This window comes from Polyangium fumosum (assembly GCF_005144585.1).
GTDB lineage: Bacteria > Myxococcota_A > Polyangia > Polyangiales > Polyangiaceae > Polyangium > Polyangium fumosum.
On sequence record NZ_SSMQ01000061.1, the window covers coordinates 37,128 to 53,386 of the forward strand.

General features: G+C 68.1%; 14 protein-coding genes. 5 read left to right on the top strand and 9 right to left on the bottom strand.

Features of this window, described 5'->3' with window-relative positions; genetic code table 11:
* Positions 1 to 52 precede the first annotated feature (52 nt).
* From E8A74_RS39375 to E8A74_RS39390, 4 genes are all read right to left on the bottom strand, one after another.
* Positions 53 to 592, bottom strand: a complete 540-nt coding sequence (locus E8A74_RS39375) for a hypothetical protein (RefSeq protein WP_136934260.1) — start codon at positions 590 to 592, stop codon at positions 53 to 55.
* Positions 593 to 1,048: 456 nt separating this feature from the next.
* A complete protein-coding gene (locus E8A74_RS39380) occupies positions 1,049 to 1,951 on the bottom strand; it encodes a hypothetical protein (protein WP_136934261.1) in 903 nt (300 codons plus the stop codon).
* Between the two features lie 44 nt (positions 1,952 to 1,995).
* The gene (locus tag E8A74_RS39385) at positions 1,996 to 2,826 is read right to left on the bottom strand and encodes a hypothetical protein (RefSeq protein ID WP_136934262.1); all 831 of its coding nucleotides are present in this window, start codon (positions 2,824 to 2,826) and stop codon (positions 1,996 to 1,998) included.
* Entirely contained in the window at positions 2,823 to 5,378 is a 2,556-nt protein-coding gene (locus E8A74_RS39390) for a TonB-dependent receptor domain-containing protein (RefSeq protein WP_232379951.1), read from the bottom strand. Before E8A74_RS39390 ends, E8A74_RS39385 begins: the two co-directional genes overlap by 4 nt.
* 143 nt (positions 5,379 to 5,521) lie before the next feature.
* Here E8A74_RS39390 and E8A74_RS39395 point away from each other — a divergent pair, with 143 nt between their 5' ends.
* Positions 5,522 to 6,814: a YncE family protein gene (locus E8A74_RS39395; protein WP_136934263.1), complete on the top strand. Its 1,293-nt coding sequence runs from the start codon at positions 5,522 to 5,524 to the stop codon at positions 6,812 to 6,814.
* Positions 6,815 to 6,822: 8 nt separating this feature from the next.
* Here the strand turns inward: E8A74_RS39395 and E8A74_RS54295 are convergent, their stop codons facing one another.
* The 4 genes from E8A74_RS54295 to E8A74_RS39415 form a co-directional block, all read right to left on the bottom strand.
* A complete protein-coding gene (locus tag E8A74_RS54295) occupies positions 6,823 to 7,422 on the bottom strand; it encodes a hypothetical protein (RefSeq protein WP_211365556.1) in 600 nt (199 codons plus the stop codon).
* Between the two features lie 205 nt (positions 7,423 to 7,627).
* A complete protein-coding gene (locus E8A74_RS53250; RefSeq protein ID WP_170229711.1) occupies positions 7,628 to 7,792 on the bottom strand; it encodes a DUF1826 domain-containing protein in 165 nt (54 codons plus the stop codon).
* Between the two features lie 117 nt (positions 7,793 to 7,909).
* Entirely contained in the window at positions 7,910 to 8,377 is a 468-nt protein-coding gene (locus E8A74_RS39410; protein WP_136934265.1) for a hypothetical protein, read from the bottom strand.
* Positions 8,378 to 8,510: 133 nt separating this feature from the next.
* The gene (locus E8A74_RS39415) at positions 8,511 to 8,897 is read right to left on the bottom strand and encodes a MerC family mercury resistance protein (protein ID WP_136934266.1); all 387 of its coding nucleotides are present in this window, start codon (positions 8,895 to 8,897) and stop codon (positions 8,511 to 8,513) included.
* 537 nt (positions 8,898 to 9,434) lie between these two features.
* Here E8A74_RS39415 and E8A74_RS39420 point away from each other — a divergent pair.
* The 4 genes from E8A74_RS39420 to E8A74_RS39435 all read left to right on the top strand — a co-directional run bounded on the left by E8A74_RS39420 (position 9,435) and on the right by E8A74_RS39435 (position 14,099).
* Positions 9,435 to 10,421 carry a nucleoside hydrolase gene (locus tag E8A74_RS39420; protein WP_136934267.1) on the top strand — a complete coding sequence of 329 codons (987 nt, stop codon included), beginning with the start codon at positions 9,435 to 9,437 and terminating at the stop codon, positions 10,419 to 10,421.
* A gap of 20 nt (positions 10,422 to 10,441) precedes the next feature.
* A complete protein-coding gene (locus E8A74_RS39425) occupies positions 10,442 to 11,569 on the top strand; it encodes an NADPH:quinone oxidoreductase family protein (protein ID WP_136934268.1) in 1,128 nt (375 codons plus the stop codon).
* A 132-nt stretch (positions 11,570 to 11,701) separates the two neighbouring features.
* The gene (locus tag E8A74_RS39430) at positions 11,702 to 13,306 is read left to right on the top strand and encodes an ABC-F family ATP-binding cassette domain-containing protein (RefSeq protein WP_136934269.1); all 1,605 of its coding nucleotides are present in this window, start codon (positions 11,702 to 11,704) and stop codon (positions 13,304 to 13,306) included.
* A 1-nt stretch (position 13,307) separates the two neighbouring features.
* Positions 13,308 to 14,099: an NRDE family protein gene (locus E8A74_RS39435; protein ID WP_136934270.1), complete on the top strand. Its 792-nt coding sequence runs from the start codon at positions 13,308 to 13,310 to the stop codon at positions 14,097 to 14,099.
* Here the strand turns inward: E8A74_RS39435 and E8A74_RS39440 are convergent.
* The gene (locus E8A74_RS39440; RefSeq protein WP_136934271.1) at positions 14,091 to 16,133 is read right to left on the bottom strand and encodes a cytochrome P450; all 2,043 of its coding nucleotides are present in this window, start codon (positions 16,131 to 16,133) and stop codon (positions 14,091 to 14,093) included. The genes E8A74_RS39435 and E8A74_RS39440 overlap by 9 nt on opposite strands.
* Positions 16,134 to 16,259 lie beyond the last annotated feature (126 nt).

Genomic DNA, 16,259 nt, shown 5'->3' on the forward strand with positions numbered 1-16,259 from the left:
AGGCTCCGCGATCGTGATAGCGCAGCGTCGCGCCGGGCGGAAGAGGGCGGCTTCAGCGGCCGTCTCGGCGTCGCCCTCGTTGCAGCCTCACGAGAGCCACGGCGAGCAGCAATCCGAGCGCGCCTCCGACATACGAGCCGATGTGCACACGCCACACCCGCACGAACGCCGCGGCGTGTGTCGAGCCGGCGAGCATCTCTGCAACAGTGCGTTGATCCAACGGATCGATGCTCATCGGCGACGTACCGAGCAGCAGCGCGGCGAGCGTCGCCGTCACCATGGGAATGGCCACGAAGTGGAGCAATCGTCGAAGGGGCAGCCGCTGCGGGAGCCGCTCGGACGGCTCGTTTGCGAACCGAAGCGCCATGCCGGCGAGCAGACCCAGCGGCCAGGACGCCTTGGCCGCGAGCGCCGTCACGGCCCATCGGAACGGGCGTGGGTCGCTCGCGAGGTCCTTGCCGAAGAGGAAATACTCCGGCGAGAGCGTCGCGGTCAGGTGGTCGTGCGTGATGCAGTAGGCGAGCGTAATGCTCGTCGTCATGACGAACAGGACGGCGTCCTCGCGCCCGAACCGTGGCAGAACGAACTTCACGCTTGGATCTGCGGTAGCACGCTGGAAGCCAACCGCACGAGCCCTAGCGCGCCAGGGAGACGTTCCGCATCGGGAAGAGCGGCGGCACAGGCGTCATCCACAGCGGTGACAGCGTCGTCCTCCAGAGCTCGAAAGGTAAGTACGCCGCGGCTGAAGGCGGCGGTGGGGGCGAGGTGAACGCGAACTGCGCACGTCGATCCGCCTTCCGCCAGCGCGCGAGGTCCTCACGACGTCAGGCTACCTCGACGTGGTCCTCGGGCCGTCGGGACGGCGCGGATGGCTTCTCCGACGGAGCCATGAGGGCGACTCGAAAATCGAGCCCTTGCGCTTTGACGATTGTGGCGCATCTCGGCGATCGATGCGGCGAACACGTCGATGAAGATGTCGTGCGTTCGAGGACGCATGAACGGGAACACAAAGACGTCGCGGCCCCCCTGGACGGCGTTTTCGCATATGTCAAAGCGCGCTGACGGTGCAGAGCCCCTCGCCGTTGAGGTGGCCCATCGACGCCGACGACGCGAGCAGGAAGGACAGGAGATCCTGAGAGGCGAGCGGAACGCTCCCGGGGTTGTAGACGATAGGCTTGCCCTCGGCGTCCACGAGCGGCATCCCGTCGAGTCCTTTCAGGTCCGACAACTTCTGCGTCGCGAGATCATCGAGCGAAATTTCTTTGTCGGTACCGGCGGCCGCCGCGAGCGCATCGAAGCGGAGCGACGCCTCCTCGGTGCCGAGCGTGTCCCAGAAGAGATGGTCGAGGTGAATCGTGATCTCCGCTTCGGTCGTCGTATTGCTCCGGATCACCACCCCGTCCGTCCCGTCGAGCCCATTCGTGCAGTTCGCGTTCCGTGTCGGGTTCGCAAGGCCCCAGGCGAACGTGTATGTGTCGCCCGCCTTCGTCGCGGTCCCCTCGAGCCAATAATTGAATGTTCCGTCGATCATGGCCTGCACTTCGGCCTCGGCGACACCGTCGAGCGCCACGGCGCTCGCGTCGGGCGCGGCGATCTCGTACCTGAACCGGTCCCAGCGCCTCGCCTCGATCCCCTCGAACACCGGTAAGGATGCGTCTCCGGCGTGGAGATCTGCCACCCACCGCTCCCTCGATTCGATCGCCACCGCGCCGTCCGCGCCGCGCACGTCGAGCGCCCCGAACGAGACGAGCACCTTCGAGAACTGCACGGTCCACCCGTCCGCGAAAGCAATGGCCTCCCCCTCCTCCTCGACAGGGAACCCCGTCTTCGCCGCGTCCTCGCCCGTGATCCGGATGGCGAGCGTGCCTGCGCCGCTCGAGGTGTCCTCACCGCCGCAGCCGACCACCATCGCAGAGAGAAGAGAAAAGACAAACCCCACCATCGTTTTCATCGTATATCCTCCGATAGGACGCGCCGAGGGGCGGCGGATCCGCCTCAACGCGCGTCGCTCGTCTCCGCCGAGAATGCGGAGAAACTTCTGGCGCCCAGGAACCAGGCCGTTCGCACCTGGCTCTCGGGCGTGATCACGAACCGACCCGCCGCGTTCTTCTTCGTCAGCCGGTCGAAATGGGCACCGTCGAACCATGCGCTCGGGTGGATCACGATCCCCACGGCGGCCCCGTCGACGAGCGACACGTCGAGAGGAATGCCGTCGACGCTGCGCTTCGTGCCCTCGTCCTCGATATCGAGCCCCCCTTCGAAGGGGACGACGAGCCCGTCCTTCTCCGCCACGCCGACCACGTACGCGTGATGACCGCGCAAGGCGCCGCCGTCGCCTCCGATGGACGCGCGCGGCGGATCGAGCCGGATCGAGAGGGAACGCGCGCGCCCCTCCGTTCCCGGCACGGGGCCGATATACACGCCGCCGGGGTCGAGCACGTCGAAGGCGAGCTGACCCAGCCATTCCCCTTTGACCTCGCCGCCGTCGAAATGCTGGTCACCCGCGTGGGCGCGCGCGTCGGGGACGAGCACGTCCCACAGCATGCCGGACAAACCGTTGCCCCTCGGCGCGCCGAACTCCGCGAGCGGCGGCGGATTTTCGTGGACGTAGATGGGCCCGAGCGCCACCACGGCCTCGCCGAGCTCGACCTTCCAGCCGGTGCTCGTCTCGAACGAGCCGGGCGGGAGCCCGGGCGATCGCGCCCCGCCGAGCCGCATTTCGAATTCTATCGCGCGCCCGCCGGTTCCGCTCGGCAGGTCACAGCCGGCGGAGCCGAGGCTGCCGAAGGCAAGCACCACGAGCGCGAAACGAGCATCCGGGTTCATCGTCCTGCCTCCTCCTCGCCCTTGGCCGCCTCCAGATGGAAACGGATCGTCCCGAGGATCTGGCGCGGCGACGCCGCCGCGAAATGCGGGTGCGCGAGCCGCGAGGCCGGCGCGTCGGGCAAGCTGAAATTCGACGCGTAATTGAACTCGGCCGCGCGGTTGCGCCGATCGAGCACGTTTGTCGCCTCGATTCCCACCTCGACGAAGCGATACCGGAGGCGCGCCGCGACATCGACCGTAAAGATCTCGTGGCCGAACTGCTCGAGCGGCAGGGGCCGCGGCGCCACGTACGTCGTCCCGAGCGCGCCCGTGGCGCGGAGACGCACGCCCGAGATCCGGAGATCCTTGCGGAGCGAGGTATCGAGCCGCGCCACCCAGCGGGGGATGTAGGGGAGCCGCTTGCCGCTCGTGAGTGCATACCACGGCGCGCCCGCCTCGGGCAGGTAGGCCTCGGCGTACGTCAAGCTCCCTTGCGTGTCGATGCCCGCGCGTGACGTGAGCCTCCCCGAGATGGACGCGCCAAACCGGTTCGACGTCCCCACGAGGACATTCCGCCCGCGTGCCGCGTCGAAGACGAGATCCCGATCTACCCGCGTGAAATAGGCGAGGGCGCGCGCCGATACGTCGAGGGTCCTCCCCTCGGATCGCTCGAAGACCACGCCCGTCTCGAAGGCATCGACCCGGGCAAACGGCGCACTCTCGCCGTCCGAGAGCGCCTGCGCGTCGCTCGATCGCGATCCGGCGCCGTAACTCGTCATCCACGCGAGCCCCTGCGCGAGGTTGATCTCCACCGAAGCGCGGGGCCCGAGCGTGAGCCCGAAGGCCTCGATCGTATCCGACGGCTCCCGCGGGCCGCTGCGATCCTTCTCGGGCTTGTTCCGATCCTCGACCGCGAAGCCAAAGGTATCGAGCCGGATCCCGCCGCGGAGCGTGAGCCACGATGCGGGCCGGAGCTTGCCCGCTGCGTATCCCGCGATATTCGTGATCGCGATGCCGCTCTCGAAATCCACACGGTAGGGCACGCCCCCCACCCGCCGGAGCCTCCGTTGCAGGGTGTCGCCCCGATCGTGTCGCGCGAAATAACCGAGCTCCAGCGATTGCCTGTGTCCCCACACGTCCACGGTTCGCGTAAAACTCCCCCGCGCGCCGAACGTCGTCGTATCGTACATTTGCTCGACCCCGTCTCCGCGCTGCGGTTCGCCCGAGGGACGCACGTCCGTGACGAACCCGGTGAAGTTTTCGCGGAGCCGGGTCTTTCGGATCGTGGCGAAGACCTGGTGTGTATGCTCCTCGCGGGGGCCCTTGTGCTCGAATCGGAGGGACGCGTCGAGCCGCGCCGTCGCCCCGCCCTGGTTCGGGTCGTAGGTGCAGAAGAACTGGCTGTCGTGGTCCTTGGGGCAGTCGAGGCTGCGCGCCTCGAAATCGTCCTGACGCACCACACCGGCGCCGTCGAAACGCGTGGTGTACGCCGAGACGAGCGCGACGAGCCGCCTCCCCGCGCCGAGGCGATGCTCGTATTGCGCCATCGCGCGGGCCGCCGTGCTCGCGCGGTTTCGCCCGAACCCGTCGCTGTCGGTCACGGAGAAGCCGACGAACGTGCCGCGCGGCGCGCCCCCGGGGCCCCAGAGCAGGAGGAGCCGCTTCGCGCCGAACGAGCCGAGCCCCGCCTGCGCGACGATCCCCCGCCCCGCCCCGAGCGTGTATTCGACCGAGCCCGCGACCGCGAAATCGCCCTGACGCGGGTCGAAGGGGCCCTCCACCACGCGCAGCTCCTCCACGAGCTCCGGGATCACGAAATGCGTATCGGCGTATCCGTGGCCGTGCGCGTTCGACGGCTCGTTCAGCGGGACGCCGCCCACGGACATCTCGAGGTCCTGCCCCTCGGCCGCGCTGAAGCCCCGCAGGAAGATGGCCGACGGATGCCCTTCGCCGCCGTGGTTTTGCAGGAGAAACCCGGGCGCCAGCGTCAGCAATTGCTCGGCCGAGCGCCGCGGCACGTCGACGAGCTGCCCCACGCGGACGCGGTGATCCCCCGCCGCGCTGGGCGGCGGGGGCCGGGACGGGCCGAGCACGACCACCTCGCCGCGTGGCTCCCCGCGCTCGTCCGGCCTGCTCGTCGCCGGCAACGCCGGCTTTTTCGGCTCGCTGATGGGCGCATTCGTGCTCGCATTCTTGCGCGGCGGCCCCACGTACACGCCGGCCGGCACGTTCGTCGCGAGGGGCGCGGACAGAGCGCGGGGTTCTTCTCCGACGAACCGCACGGCGACCTTGATCTTCGCGGCGATGGGCCGGCCCCCTCGCGTGGCGGGCTCGAACGTCCAGCGCAGGGCGGCCTGGATCGCGGCGCTTTCGAGCTCGGGATCGCCGCTCGCCTGCGCCTCGACCTTCCCGACGGTCCCGTCCGCCTTCACCGTGACCAGGAGCGGGACGATCGCCTCGCTGCGGTCCACGCGCGCCGCGGGCCACGCCGGCTCGGGCGCGTCCTTTACCCGCGGCGACGACAGCTCGTCCGCAGACGCGAGCCCGGGCGCGCAGGCGAGCACCAATGGCACGAGACGGCACGCGCCGCGCCTCGCGACACGAGCCCAGATCGGGGCCTGTCCTTTCCCAGACGAACCGAGGGTCACGGTGGATGCTCTGTACTGTTGAAGTATCCAAGTTGCAACAACAATCCGTACGTGATAAGAGCGGACGAATGTTCGACCGGTTTTGTCACGCAAAACGTGCGGGTTTGTCGCGCTTCGGGTTCGTCCTGGCCGCGCTCCTGGGGGCGGCGTGTGGCCCCGACGACGAAGGCGCGGGCCCCGCGGCGGCCGTCGAGGCCCGCCACCCGTCGTGGCGTCGCGCGCGGGTGGCCGTCGCGGACGGCGTTTCGGGCGCAGTCTCGATCTTCGATGTCGAAGAGGACGCGTGGATCGCCACGCTCCCAGGGGACGGCCCCGTATCGATGCACGCGACGGAGTCCGGCGATTTCGCGGTGCTGGTCTCCCCAGGGCGCGACGAAGGGTATTTCCTGCGCGCGGGCGTGTCCGTCGCGCCGCACGACGACCACCTCCACATCTACAAATTCGAGCCGAGCCGGCACGAGTTCACGATCGAGGGCGCGGCGCCGGGGGCCGTTGTCTCCAGCGCAGGGCAGGTCACGCTCTTCTTCGAGGGATCGGCGGCGGACGGGACACCTGCGCAAGCCGCCGTGGTCTCGGAGGAGGAGCTACGGATTCGCGGCGAGACGCCGGTGCCGAGGTGGTTTGTCGCTGAGGCACCCCACCACGGGGCGGCGGCGGCCGTGGAAGGAGGAGCCCTCCTCACGCGCCCCCTTCCGGGCGATCCGGAAGGGCAAGCCGAGGGCGTCTCGTTCGTGAACGACAGCGGCAGCGCGGAGGTGATCATGCCGGGCTGCCCCGCGCTTTCGGGGGCGGCGCCCATCGACCGCCGCGTGGCCTTCGCATGCGAGGACGGCGTGCTCGTCGTGGAGCCTGCCGAGGGCGGCGGGGGCATGGTCGGCACCAAATGGCCCTATCCCGGAGACGGGCGCGCGCGCACATTGGTGGGGCATGGCCCGAGCGGCTTCGTCGTCGGCGATCTCGGCCCCTCGGCGGTGTTTCGTATCGATGCAGCCACGGGAGCCTCGGCGCGCTTCGACGTGGGCGCAGAGATGTGCCTCTTCGGGACCGAGCCGCGCGGCGAGGCGCTCTTCGCCTTGACGAGCGACGGCGCCCTTCGGCGGATCGAACTCGCGACAGGCGCGATCACGTCGCTCGACGGCGTCGTTCCGCCGTTTGCCTGCGAGGGCCAGGGGCCGAGGCACGGGCTCGCGCTCACGCCCGATCGCGCGTTCGTGACGGCGCCTGGCTCGGGGGAGGTCCTGGAGATCGACGTCGAGCCGCTCGTGATGGTCGAGCGGCACGTCATCGGAGGCGCGCCGAGCGGGGTCGTGGTGCTCGGGCTCGACGCGAGGAACATCGACCTCGCGCCCGGCGCGCACTGAGGAGCCGCTCAGTGGCAATGATCCACGTGGCAATCCATCGAGCAGCAATCCTCGGGCTTCTGGCACGGCCCGCCCGCGGGTGAACAGGCGTTCGGATCACGGCAGAAGCCGAGGGTCCCGAGCGCCGCGTCGAACGGCTCGCACGTCTCGCCCTCGGCGCACTCGGTGCTTGCGCAGCAGAACTTCTTGCACGTGCCATAGCAATGCAACGTCGGCGCGCAGAACGGACCGCTGGCATTGCTACACGCCTCCCCCTCCTTGGCCTCGTTCGGAGGTGGGTAACAATAGAACCCTGGCTTCCCATGTTTCTCGCCGAAGTCGCAGGCTTCGCCGGCACCCATGCACCCCTGGTTTGTCAGAGGATTGCATGTCGCCGTGCCCGTGAAGCACGCAGGCGCGACGGCTCCGCCGCCTGCGCCACCCTCGCCGCCGGCTCCGCCCTGGCCGCCTTGGCCGCCCGTCCCGCCCTGGCCGCCTTGACCGCCGGCGCCGCCGTGGCCGCCTGTCCCACCCTCGCCACCGGCGCCGCCCTGGCCATTGCTCCCACCGTCCCCGCAGCCAAAAGCGATGACGAGGGACACGACCAGCATCCACCTGAAAGTTCGCATGACGCTCCTTTGGAAAAGAAAAGGGCGCGGACGTCACCATCGCTCGCTGAGGAGGGCCGAGCGTGGAGGAGGGAGACGTCCGCGTCCGGGGCAGACCCTAGCAGTCGTAAATTGCAGTTGCAACTAAGATGCGACTTGCTCCATCAAAGCCAGGACGCACCGATGCGGTTCTCGGCGGGAGCGAGCGCGATCACGAGCCCTTGTCTTAGGTCGTCGCGACGAGCGCCACGCGGGTGAGTCCGAGCGCCTGGATCGGCGGCGATCGATGTCCCGCCGCCCGTTCCTTGCCCGGATAACGCTCCTCTTTGAGGAGCACGATGTCGCCCGCGTTTGCACGGCGAATCTTGCTGGTGACGAGGCGGAGGCGCACGACCGCGTGATCGCCTGCGGCGCGCAGGATGAGAGGGCGCCCCCTAAGCCGCGACGCGGCGCACGACGGCGCTGCTCGGCCGGGGAGCTGGCTCGAGCGGGAGGGCCGCAAGATTTGTCATGAGGGCGCTCCAGCGCGCACCGGCAGGATCGGCGCCCAGGTGAGCTTCGTGAGTAGCTCGTCGCTCACGAGCACCCCGCGGTCCGAGAAGACGAGCACGTTGTGCGGTTCGCCTTCGTGGTCCTCAGCGACGAAGAGGATCCCGCGCCCCTCTCCGTTGTATCCGAGCTGCACGATCGCGTTCTTCAGCCAGCGCCCGCCGCCGTCGAGCGTGAGGTCGTGGGGGAGCGTGTAAAAGCCCTCCGAAGGCAGGCGCATCAGCGACTCGGCCCAGCTCGCGGAGCGGAGGACGTAGGTGGGTTTGCCCCAGAACCAGCGGTTCCGGCGGTTCTGGCCGGGGCGAACCACGAAGGCGACGCCGTCCTCGGCGCCGACGTACACGAGGACGCCGGCAGGGATCGCCTCCTCCTGGCCTGGGTAGGGTTTCGTGGTCCGGTAGAGGCCGGGCTCGGGCAGCTTGATCATGCGAGCGCTTCTATATTACAAAAGTATCATTGTTGCAACTAAAGTTGTCCTCACGCTCGTCATGCCGCAGGAGGCCCGCGTGATGCCACAGGAACAGGGGCTTTGGGCAGAGGGCGCTCGCTACGCCGGGCGCTCAGGCGGCTTGTTTTGCCAAGCGCGCGTGGCTCGGCGAGGCGCGATGCTGCCAGATGGACGCCGCCACGAGGACCCCGATCGACGCCCAGGCGAGGGCTTCGATTTCTCCGAGGAGGTGGCTCGCGACGAGGCCGACGGAGCCGGCGAGGGAGAGCGCAAGCGGGCCTTTGCGATGGGTCCGCGCGTAACGACGGACGCTCACCATGAGCGTCACCGCGACCGCGACGACGAGCAGGGCGTGGTGCTGCGCCTCGGTGACCACGAAGCCGACGCCGAGGGCGGAGAGCGCCTGCGCCCAGGCGCCGAGGCACGTGGGGCAGACGGCGCAGGCGAGGACCGGGAGCACCACGCTGAGGAAGGACGAGCGGCCAGACCCGCCCTTCACGGCATGACGATGAGGATGGTGGTGGTGGTGTGCGCAGCAAGCTTCATGGGCGTTCTCGGCGTGCGCTCGATGCTCCGGACGGGCGGGCTCGGCGCATGCGGCCTGCGTGGCGTCCGACGGAAAGCTTGCTCGTGCGTTCATGGGGCCATCATGAACGTGCCTGTCTGATGTTGCAACATAGATGTATCTGCTACGAGGCGCACACGCGCTCGTACACACCCTTGCTAAAAAGTTCCTGGAGCCCGCGCGCGGAACATCCTTGGCGCGCGCCTCGCCGCAGCGGCTCGCGCAGGTGGCGTGATTCGAGGCTGCTCGTTTACAGGCGAACCTCCCCGGCTCCCAATACACGCCCTCCTCGAACTGCGCGCCCTCGACGAAACCCGTCGCCCGCTACCGCCACGGTGACCTTGGCTTAACCGAGCACAGCCAGAAGCCTCGCGGCGCTCGGCCTCGCCTCGCTCCTCCTTGCGCGGCGGCGCCGTCGCGTCTAGAGAGTTCATGGATCGAACCAACACACCCCGCGGGACCGGAAGAAACATGCTCGACGTCGTGTGGGACATGGAGACGGGGGATCCGGATGATTTCATCACGCTGCTCCTCCTGCTCGGCCACCCCGAGGTCAACCTCAAGGCGGTGACCATTACGCCGGGCACCCCCGATCAGGTGGGGGTGGTGCGCCAGGCCCTCCGCTGGTTTGGCCGGGACATCCCGGTGGGGGCGTACAACCTCGACCATCAACCGAAATCGGTCCGGGAAGGCACGGGCCCGGGGGAGGGGCGGCACGGGCCACGGGGCGTGTGTGTGTCTTCGTGGCATTACAAAGCCTACGGCGAGATCCCGCCCTCGCGAGACGCCGCGCCCGGCCCCGAGGTCTTGCGCGCCGTCTGTGACGCGTCGACCACCTTGATCACAGGCGCTCCGCTCAAAAACCTGGGCGGCGCCATGAAGCTCCCCGGCTTCCAGGTCGGACGCATCGTCGTTCAAGGAGGCTTCGCCGGCGAGGGCGTCGTGCCGCCCGAACGCCAGCTCCCGAAGTTTCGTGGGATGGTCACCTGTCCGACCTACAACCTCAATGGGGATCCCAAATCTGCGCTGGAGGCGCTGCGATATCCCGGGATCGGGGCCCGTCGATTCGTCTCGAAGAACGTGTGCCACGGCGTGATTTACGACCACGAGATGCACGATCGGATCGAGACGTTGAAGGACAAGAGCCCATCCCTCCGCCTGATCTGGCAGGGGATGGACGTCTATCTGGAAAAGAAGGGGGAAAAGCGCCAAAACCGCCCCTCGCCGCCCGAGGTCGAAGAGTCGGCGCCGGAGGCCATGGGGGGCAAGGCGTTCCATGATCCTTTGGCGGCCTGCTGCGCGATCGATCCCTCGATCGGCGCGTGGGCCGAGGTCGAGCTTTATCGTGAAAAAGGCGCCTGGGGCTCCCGGCTTGCTCCGGGGTCGGGCACGTGGATCATCACCGGATACGATCGGGAGAAATTCCTCCGAACCCTGACCGCCCTGCCGGTCGGGTGAAATGAGCATCGAGGTATCGTTTGGAAACGCCCACATCGCTTCCCCTCGGCAAACGGGTCGTCGTCGCCGAATTCGGCGAGACCCCGCTCGAAGCCCTCGAGCGCCATACCTCGCTCGTGGACATGCCTCCGCCCGATCCCGCGACGCTCTCGGCGCGTGACGTGATCGTGTCCGTCAAAAGCGCGTCCGTCGGCTGGGTCGATCTCTTGATGATGAGCGGTCAGTACCAGCACATGGCGCAACCGCCGTACTGTCCTGGCCTCGAGTATGCGGGCGTCATCGCCTGGATGGGCGAGGAGGCCGCAGCAGCGGGGCGTTTGGCCGTGGGGGATCCCGTCCTCGTGGACGGCTTGCTCGCCGGTCCGCGTTCCCTGGGCGCGTATCAGAAATACGGGGGGTTTGCCTCGTACGCCGTCGCGCCGCTCGAGGCCGTGCACCGGATCCCCCAGGGGCTCGGGTTCGACGAGGCGTGTAACCTGCTCGGAAACTACGAGACGGCATACCATTGCCTCGTCACGCGCGGGCGCCTCCGCGCGGGCGAGAGCGTGCTCATCCACGGCGCGTCCGGCGCGACCGGGCTCGCTGCGGTGCACATCGCCAAGCTCCTCGGCGCGAAGGTGATCGCGACGGGTCGCTCCGACGAGAAGCTCGCCCTCGTGGCCGCGCAAGGCGCGGATCACGTCGTCAACTGCAAAGGCGAAGGCGGCGGCATTCGAGCCTTTCGCGCCGACGTGAAGGCGTTGACGGGCGGCGAGGGCGTGGACGTCGTGTACGATGGCGTCGGCGGCGAAATATCGGTCGAGAGCTTGAAATGCGTGCGTTTCGGCGCTCGGTTCCTGATCGTCGGATGGGCCTCGACGCCTTTCGTGGCGCGGGGCAAGGGGCAACGCGGCGCGCCGAACGTCAACGTGCTCCCGACGAACCTCATCATGATGAAGGGCCTCGACGTGCTCGGTTGCCCGGCGGCCATCTCGACGCTGCACGATCCCTCGATTCGCGCCCCGCGGCTCGAGCAGATCTTGCGCTGGGCGAACGAGGGCAACATCCGGCCGCTCGTCGCGAAGCATTCTCCGTTGGAGCAATACGCCGAGGCGATGCGATCCAAATGGAACGCGGAGTTCGTCGGTGGGATCGTGCTCCATCCGTGACCCCATGCCGGGCGAGGGGGCTCGGGTGACTTCGGCGGCCCGTACTGCGGCCCACGTCTGCCGGCCACCTTCCCCCCATCCTCTTCATGGCTGCGGCGAACGTCCGGAACACGTGCTAGGTCGGGCGCCGCGATGATCACGCTCGACAAGCTCTCCAAGCGCTTCGGCCCGAAAATTCTCTTCGAAAACGTCTCGATGCGGTTCGATCCGGGCAAGCGGTACGCGCTCGTCGGGGCCAACGGCGCGGGAAAGTCGACGCTGCTCAAGGTCATCTCGGGGGAGCACGAGTCGGATCAAGGCTCGGTCGAGATCCCGAGCAAGCTCAAGGTCGGCGTGCTCTCGCAGGACCACTTTGCCTACGAGTCCGTTCGCATCCTCGACGCTGTGCTCATGGGCAACCGCGTGCTCTGGGACGCGACGCAAGAGAAGGAGCGGCTGCTCGAAGGCGAGATGGACGACGAGGTCGGCATGCGCCTCGCCGAGCTCGAAGGGACGATCGGCGAGGAGGACGGCTACACGGCCGAGGCCCGCGCCGCGGAGATCCTGGAGGGTCTCGGAATCACGTCGTCCCGGCACCTCGACACCGTGAGCACGCTGGCAGGCGGGTACAAGCTGCGCGTGCTCATCGCGCAGACGCTCTTCGCGGGCGCCGACGTGCTCTTGCTCGACGAGCCGACGAACCACCTCGACCTCGACTCCATCCGGTGGCTCGAATCGTACCTGACGCGCGACTTCCGCGGGACGCTGCTCGTCGTGAGCCACGATCGCCATTTCATGAACGCGATCGCGACGCACGTCGCCGACGTCGATTACCAGACGGTCACCGTGTACACGGGCGACTACGACGATTTCATCGAGCAGAAGACGACCGGGAAGCGCCAATCGGAGGCCGACGCGGCGCAGAAGAAGAAGAAGATCGCCGAGCTCAAGGACTTCGTGGCGCGCTTCGGCGCGAGCGCGAGCCGGTCGAGCCAGGCGCAGTCGCGCGTCAAGGAGATGGAGAAGCTCGAAAGCAGCATCCAGGTGCGGCGATCGAGCGTGGTGCGGCCGTACATCAAGTTCGAGATCGAAAAACCTTCCGGCCGCGACGTGCTCCGCGTGGAGGGGCTGTCGAAGAGCTTCGAGGATCTGCGGGTCATCGAGGGGCTCGGTCTGAACCTGAACCGCGGCGACAAACTCGCGGTGATCGGGCCGAGCGGCATCGGCAAGTCGACGCTGCTCAAGCTGCTCGTCGCAGAACACGCGCCGGACGCGGGGACCATCGTGTGGGGCCACGACACGAGCGTGGGGTATTTCGCGCAGGATCATCACGAGGCGCTCGAGCCCGGCTTCTCGGCGTACGAGTGGCTGCACCGCTTCGATCCGGACGCGCAGCTCGAAGACGTGCGTTCGGTGCTGGGGAAGCTGCTCTTCAGCGGAGAAGCGGGGCTCAAGAAGACGGAGAGCCTGTCGGGCGGGGAGGCTGCGCGGCTGGTCCTGGCCAAGCTCATCCTGCTGAAGAACAACGTGGTGGTGCTGGACGAGCCGACGAACCACCTCGACGTGGAGAGCATCGACGCGCTCCTGCAGGCGCTCATCGCCTTCAAGGGGACGGTGGTGGTGACGAGCCACGATCGGCATTTCATCGGCAAGCTCGGGACGCGCGTGCTCGAGCTGTCCCGCAAAGGGCCGCGGCTCTTCAATGGAACCTACGACGAGTTCCTGGAGCGGTTCGGGGACGAGCAGGGAAATCGTTGACATGTGCGTGCTGTTCCTGGGTTTTCGGGCGCATCCGGAGCACGACGTCGTGCTGGCCGCCAACCGCGACGAGTTTCACGCTCGTCCGACCCGGGAAATGCACTTCTGGGACGATCTTCCCGACATTCTGGCCGGGCGTGACCTGCAGAGCGGCGGGACCTGGCTCGGCGTGACGCGGTCCGGGCGCTTCGCCGCCATCACGAACTTCCGGGACCCCGCGGCGCAGCGTGGGGACGCGCAATCACGCGGCGCGCTCGTGGTGGAGTTTCTCCTGGGCGACGGCGCGCCGCATGCGTTCACGGAGAGCCTGCGCCCGCGCGCGGGCGCGTTCAACGGGTTCAACCTGATCGTGGGCACGCGTCGCGAGGCGGCCTATTTCGCGAGCCTGACGGGCGAGTCGCGTGTCCTCGCGCCCGGCGTGTACGGGCTCAGCAACCATCTCCTCGACACGCCCTGGCCGAAGCTCGTGCAAGGCAAGGGCGCCTTCACGAAGCTCCTCGAATCACATCCGCTCCCGGAGCCCGAGGCGTTTTTCCAGATGTTGCGTTCGGATCAGGGCGCGCCGGATGCGGAGCTCCCGGACACGGGCGTGGGATTGGAGATGGAGCGGATGCTCGCGCCGCTGTTCATCGAGGATGCGCGGCGGCCGCCCCATTACGGGACACGGTCGAGCTCGGTGGTCACCTTCTCGAAAACAGGCGAGGTCAGGTTCTGGGAGCGGAGTTACCTGCCGGGGACCGAGCCTCGGCAGGTGGAGAGGTCGTTCCGGACGCTCGACGCGTCGTTAGAATAACACCGGCAGCTCGCGGAATCCGCGCAGCCCGGCCGCGCCGCCCCAGCGCAGCGTCTCGGCCGGCACAGCGAGGCGCAGATCGGGGTAACGCCGGAACAGGGTTTCGAAGGCGATTTGCCCCTCGATGCGCGCCAGCGGCGCCCCGAGGCACAGGTGAATCCCCTTGCCGAAGGCGATGTGCCGGTGGGCGCCTTCGCGCCCGATGTCGTACGCGTGGGGATCCGCGAATTGCTCGGGATCCCGATTGGCCGAGCCGAGGCCGATCATCACCTGCCCGCCCTTCGGGATCGACACCCCGGCAATCTCCAGGTCCTCCCTGGCGGTGCGCACGGCGCCCAGGTAATCGACCGGCCCCCAGTAGCGGAGCGTCTCCTCGACGACGCCCTTGGCGAGCCCCGGATCCGCCTTGAAGCGCGCGAGCTGCTCGGGGTGGGTCAAGAGCGCGACGACCCCGTTGCCGATGAGGTTCACCGTCGTCACGTGCCCGGCCAAATAGAGGAGGAAGACCATCGAGAGCAGCTCTTTGTCGTTGAGTTTGTCGCCGTCCTCCTGGGCGTGGATCATTTGGCTTATCATGTCGTCGCCCGGCGCGCGCCGCTTCCGCTCGAACAGATCGACGAGGTAGTGGCTGAACGCCACGAGCATTTTGCGGGTCTCCTGCATGACCACGGGGTCCCGGTTGTCGATGCGGAGCTCGCCCAATCGGCTGACGGTCTCGCGGTCTTCCTCCGGGATCCCGAGCATGTCGCTGATCACCGTCACCGGCAGGGGGTACGCGAATGCCTTGACCAGATCCATCCGCCGCTCCGGCGCCGATTCGCCGCGCGCGGCGGCGTCCCGCTCGGCCTTGTCGAGCAGATCGTCGGTGAGGCGCTGGATGCGCGGCCGGAGCGCCTCCATCGCGCGGGCATTGAAGCTCGGCTGGACCAGCTTGCGCAGCCGCGTGTGGTCGGGCGGATCGAGCATGAGGAGCGAGTAGGCGATTGGCCGGAGCTCCTCCGGCACCGGCGGCACGTGCGCGCGTTGCTCCGGCGTCATCCGCGCGAAGGGGTCGGACGCGAGGCGATCGTCGAGGAGCGCGCCCGCCGCCTCTTCGTAATGGCTTACGAAGAGCACCTCGCCGACGGGGCGTTCGCCCGCCATGATGCTCTTCCGCTCCTCCTCGTCTCGCGGGAAGGGGTAATGACGGGCGCGCACGACGGGCCCCTTGGCCCGCGCCTCCTCGTAGATTTCGGGGGACCTCGCGAGAAAGGCCGGATCGGATCGGTCGAGCACCACGGACCCGAGCACGGGCGCTTCCTTCGTGGTGCCCCGCGTGTCCTCGTTACCATCGCGCTGCGCGCGCGTTTCGTTGGATTGCATGGTCATATCGTCCTCTCTTGGTTCCTTCTGCTGTGACTCGTTCGGCAGTCGCGCCGCGCCCGCGCAGGCGCCCGCGAGCACGGTGTCGATCGCCGCGGCGGCGTAGTCCTCGCGGATGTCCTCGCCGCGATGGATGAGGCGCGCATAGATCCCCCCGAGGATCAAATCGAGGAGGAGCTCCGGATTCACGTCCGCGGGTAGCTCGCCGCGCGTGATGCCTCGCTCGACCAAGGCCCGATTGCGCTGCCAGCGTCGGTCGCGCAGGCTCCTCGAAAGGGCCTCGACGTCCGGGTCCGCGCGCTCCGTTTGAAGCATGCGCACGATGCCCCGGCCCGTAGGCGTCTTGCACGTCCGCACGGTCCGCATCACCACCACCAGGAGATCCCCGCGCAGCGTGCCCGTGTCCGGCTGCTCCTGCTCCTCGTTGGCCGCGCGCAAGGACGCCGCGACGAGCTCCGCTTTGGTCGGCCAGCGCCGGTAGATGGTCGTCTTGTTCACCCCCGAGCGCGCGGCCACGTCTTCGACGCGCAGCGCGCCGTAGCCCACGCGCCCGAGCTCCTCGTGCGTCGCGGCGTGCACGGCCGCGACCACGCGCTCGGCGCGCCCGCGGACACGTGTGCCTTCGGTGCGGCGAGTTCGTGGAACGGGCGGGGGCGTGTTCGCGCGGCGCATGGCTCTTGGTCGATCGAACGGATTCTCCGAAGTTTTTGTGCTGATCTGCCTCAAAGGCAACTTGTTGTTGCCAATGTACCCACCGATGGGTACTATGGCAACAACAAGTTGCCTTGAGGGTCACGC

Coding starts and splice junctions, on each gene's coding strand:
- E8A74_RS39410 (WP_136934265.1), bottom strand. CDS start 8,377: ATGATCAAGCTGCCCGAGCCCGGCCTCTACCGGACCACGAAACCCTAC.
- E8A74_RS39385 (WP_136934262.1), bottom strand. CDS start 2,826: ATGAACCCGGATGCTCGTTTCGCGCTCGTGGTGCTTGCCTTCGGCAGC.
- E8A74_RS39430 (WP_136934269.1), top strand. CDS start 11,702: ATGATCACGCTCGACAAGCTCTCCAAGCGCTTCGGCCCGAAAATTCTC.
- E8A74_RS39380 (WP_136934261.1), bottom strand. CDS start 1,951: ATGAAAACGATGGTGGGGTTTGTCTTTTCTCTTCTCTCTGCGATGGTG.
- E8A74_RS39395 (WP_136934263.1), top strand. CDS start 5,522: ATGTTCGACCGGTTTTGTCACGCAAAACGTGCGGGTTTGTCGCGCTTC.
- E8A74_RS54295 (WP_211365556.1), bottom strand. CDS start 7,422: ATGCGAACTTTCAGGTGGATGCTGGTCGTGTCCCTCGTCATCGCTTTT.
- E8A74_RS39440 (WP_136934271.1), bottom strand. CDS start 16,133: ATGCGCCGCGCGAACACGCCCCCGCCCGTTCCACGAACTCGCCGCACC.
- E8A74_RS39435 (WP_136934270.1), top strand. CDS start 13,308: ATGTGCGTGCTGTTCCTGGGTTTTCGGGCGCATCCGGAGCACGACGTC.
- E8A74_RS39420 (WP_136934267.1), top strand. CDS start 9,435: ATGCTCGACGTCGTGTGGGACATGGAGACGGGGGATCCGGATGATTTC.